Raw genomic sequence first — 3903 nt, forward strand, 5'->3', positions numbered from 1 at the left:
ACAATGAATATTTAAAATTTTATAAAAATTAAACATTTTAATAAAAATTTATTTATAATTCTTTAGGAATTCTTCATAAGAATGGACTGATTTAACAAAATACTCTGGAAATAGAAATTCAAATAAATAATATTAGAAACTTTTTTGATACAACCCCAAAGCTCTTTAAGATATTTCTTATTAAAAGTATTCCTTATTTCCTTTCAAAGTTAAATTTAACACTGATCAGTGTTATCAATTTTTTCTTAATACATCAATCTTATTCAGTTTTTAGGTAGAAATATAGACTTATTAGATAGCTTATCTCGCAAAAAAGCTATCAAAAAATTGATAAATACTGATTCAGGAAAGAAGCTGAACTATAATGTCATTAACCTAACTTAAACCCTTCTAATTTTAATAAAGACTATTCAATCATTTATAAAATTACTCTCTCTCAAAATAAAGAGTTTTAACCAGAAATTTAAATCGTTTAGTTAAAAATGCAAATATCAATACTTATTCCTTACAATTATAAAAAATGCATCAACGACATTACAATACAATCATTTATCGAGCAAGCGCCAAAATACTTTTAACCTAACACCTTTAATAACTGTCAATTTTTATTTTTACAAAGTTTAGCTTATTCTCATTGATTAGATAATCAATTTATCAAGCAAAATAATTCTAATAAAAATTGATACTAGTAGGTTTTTCCAGAAAATTCTTATCCTGCTTTAAAGTAGTCTGCTTATCGAATTGCATCAAAACCCAAAATTATTAGCATATTTCATTTCGTTAAGAAGCGTGACTCACGCTATCGATGATCACACCAAAACTCTAAAATTTGAATAGTATATGAAACGTTATATTTTTAGATTGAGGGATATTCGTAACCAGGCTTACTCCAGGCTTACTTAATATAATTAAACTGTGCCAAATTAGTAAACAACGCTATGTATGCTATTAATGATTGTCTCTGATCACGTTGAACAACTAACTACACCCTAATAACTTTCTTGCTAAAAACCGTCTGTCTATCTCTTTAAGATATCAAAAGGTTTTTGAAGGTGGTCTTTGAGAACCAATCAATTAAACTTTTGCATCAAAACACAAGCCATGATTGATTTATTTAGAAAAATTGATACTTCACTTTTAGGAAAAGTGGTACTTTGCTGTGCTGTGCTATAGGTTATTGAATTAAGAGGTATACTTCTTGACTGGCTTTAATATTTCCATAAATTCACTTTATTTTAAACTATCATAATCAATCAAACACCTTCTCACTCTCCCAACCTATCTCACAAAAACATCATTATCAAATTTAAACAAAACATCCGCAAACATTTAAAAAAACCTTGTAATGCAGGATTCTAAAACAAACCATGATTTTCTTTTTTATCAAAAGCTATAGAACAACTCAAGCATTCACTACTTTGTACAGTTATCGCAAAAATCTTGATGCTGATTAAGTTGGCCTTAAATTCTAATAGTAAAAAAAGAGTCCAGGATTGAGAAAAGACTTTTGAATAAACAGAATTTTTGTAACAAATGTAAAAAAACAATTACGTTCTTGATTAGTATCTCACTGACCACAACAAAAAAACCATTAAATTCTCTAACATTTTAATCTTTTCTTTTGAATATACTTGAGATGGGTTGTAAAGATAATTTTAAAGATGATTGTTGCCGCTTGCTATATTATCTTCAAGCAATAAATATATACTCTCCCCCTATAGGGATTAGATGTTAAGAACAACATCGGATAAGCAAAGCCTATGTCAGTTCACTCAAAATGAAAAGGCCTTACTTGATACTTTAAATCAAATTTTAGATACTCAAATTTTAGATACTAATTAAAAAAGAAAAACAAATAAATACCAAAATCTAATACATACTACTTGTTTCGATGAGTCGATTTCGATTAGTCCAATTAGGAATTTTTTTAACAATTATTTTGAGAATAGATCTTGTGGCATATCAAAATAGAAAATTCGGATGATCTCAATAATGGAATTATTTATACTATCAAATACTAATGATTACTTACCAATCAGTGAGTATCCAGATATTCTAATTTACTAGAACCTAAATTTACTAGTATCTAACAACTTACTAGTACCACTGTAAAATCTTAATTACAGACTGATAAGACCAATTAAAAACATAATACTTTAATGCTTAATTAATCCCCCTCTCATAAAACTAATTAAATACTTATACCGGATGAGGATGAATGAACCTAAGATTATTAAGAGTCCAATCACCAAACCTAAAATAACTAAAAATGCCATTATTATTCCTATTTTATTGCTTAAAATATAGGTAAAACATGTTTTATCAATAGGGTATTTTTTGGGGGGGGGTGGTATGCAGGAAAGCGACAATACGATCTAAGCGACGAAGGACTGAATCTCGTCCTATTAAATACAAAGTAATATCAATAGGTGGAGATATGATATCCCCGCTCATAGCTATACGAATTGGTTGAGCAATCTGCGTTAACTTTAACTGACAAGATTCAGCAACCTCAATTATTATTTGATGAATAAGACCTTTCTCCCAACTCTGAAGTTGGGCTAACCTATCTCTAATTAATTGTAAGGGTTTAATAATTTCTGGCCGCAAATAGTTTTCGACCGCTTTTGGTTCATATTCAATAATATCTTCAAAAAAATACCGGCTACGTTCCGCCATCTCTTTTAAAGTCTTGGTACGTTCAGCCTGAATACTAATAACTTGCTCTAACGGAGGTCCATTCCAGTAGTCAATCCCTAGCTTAATTAATTGTGCGGCGAATGCTGCTTTCATTAAAACCGGATTTTGAGTTTTCAAATAATATTGGTTAAGCCATAGTAATTTTTTTGGATTAAAAGCGGCAGGAGAACGACTTACAGCATGAATATCGAATAAAGTAATCATTTCATCACGAGAAAATATTTCTTGATCACCATGTGCCCATCCTAATCGCACTAAATAATTAATCAATGAGTCGGGCAAATAACCCTCATCTCGATATTGTAAAACACTTACAGCTCCATGTCGTTTTGACAAACGTTTGCCATCAGATCCTAAAATCATGGGAACATAAGCATACTGAGGCAAGTCAGCACCTAACGCTTTTAGGATATTAATTTGGCGAGGAGTATTATTAATATGATCATCACCACGAATAACGTGGGTGATGTTCATATCCCAATCATCCACGACTACAGTAAAATTATAAGTTGGTGTACCATCCGTACGCATAATAATAAGATCGTCTAGCTCACTATTCGGAATAGCAATTGTTCCACGAATCATATCATCAAAAACTACTAACCCTTCAGTGGGGTTACGAAAACGAATCACAAACGGATCACCTGTATGATGGAAACGGTCAGGCTTATTTTCACGGCAAAAGCCATCATAGCGTGGCTTTTGGTTATTTTTTAACTGTATATTACGCAATTCAATAAGTCGTTCTTTGGAGCAGTAACACGGGTAAGCTTGTTCTTTTTCCTTCAAGTATTGAATAGCTTCTCGGTATCGCTCTATCCGTTGAGATTGGAAATAGGGCCCTTCTTTCCAATCAATTTGTAGCCATCGCAAGCCCTCTAAAATCGCATTCACAGAAGCTTGTGTAGACCGCTCAACATCGGTATCTTCAATACGCAAAATGAAGCTCCCTTGATGCTGCTTTGCAAATAACCAACTAAACAAAGCTGTTCTCGCACCCCCAATATGAAGATACCCAGTAGGACTTGGTGCAAAACGTGTACGTATAATTTTATCTGAATGTTTCATGGTCATAGAATACACCTGTCTCTTATAACCATATCACACTGCCGACGATCCACCCAGTGTAACTCTATGCTTCCGTCTTATTCTTCAAGCAATCCACTCACACTTCCTCTACGCGACCAACTAATCATCATCCCA

Annotated in this window: 1 protein-coding gene; it reads right to left on the reverse strand. The window is 32.0% G+C overall.

The genetic code is table 11. The features are described from left to right. Nucleotides 1–2322: 2322 nt before the first annotated feature. Nucleotides 2323–3768: a glutamate--tRNA ligase gene (gene gltX / locus CLERM_RS03685; RefSeq protein WP_102157235.1), complete on the reverse strand. Its 1446-nt coding sequence runs from the start codon at nt 3766–3768 to the stop codon at nt 2323–2325. Nucleotides 3769–3903 lie beyond the last annotated feature (135 nt).

It is taken from the genome of Coxiella-like endosymbiont (genome assembly GCF_002871095.1).
Classification (GTDB): domain Bacteria; phylum Pseudomonadota; class Gammaproteobacteria; order Coxiellales; family Coxiellaceae; genus Coxiella.

Coding starts and splice junctions, on each gene's coding strand:
- gltX (WP_102157235.1), bottom strand. CDS start 3,768: ATGAAACATTCAGATAAAATTATACGTACACGTTTTGCACCAAGTCCT.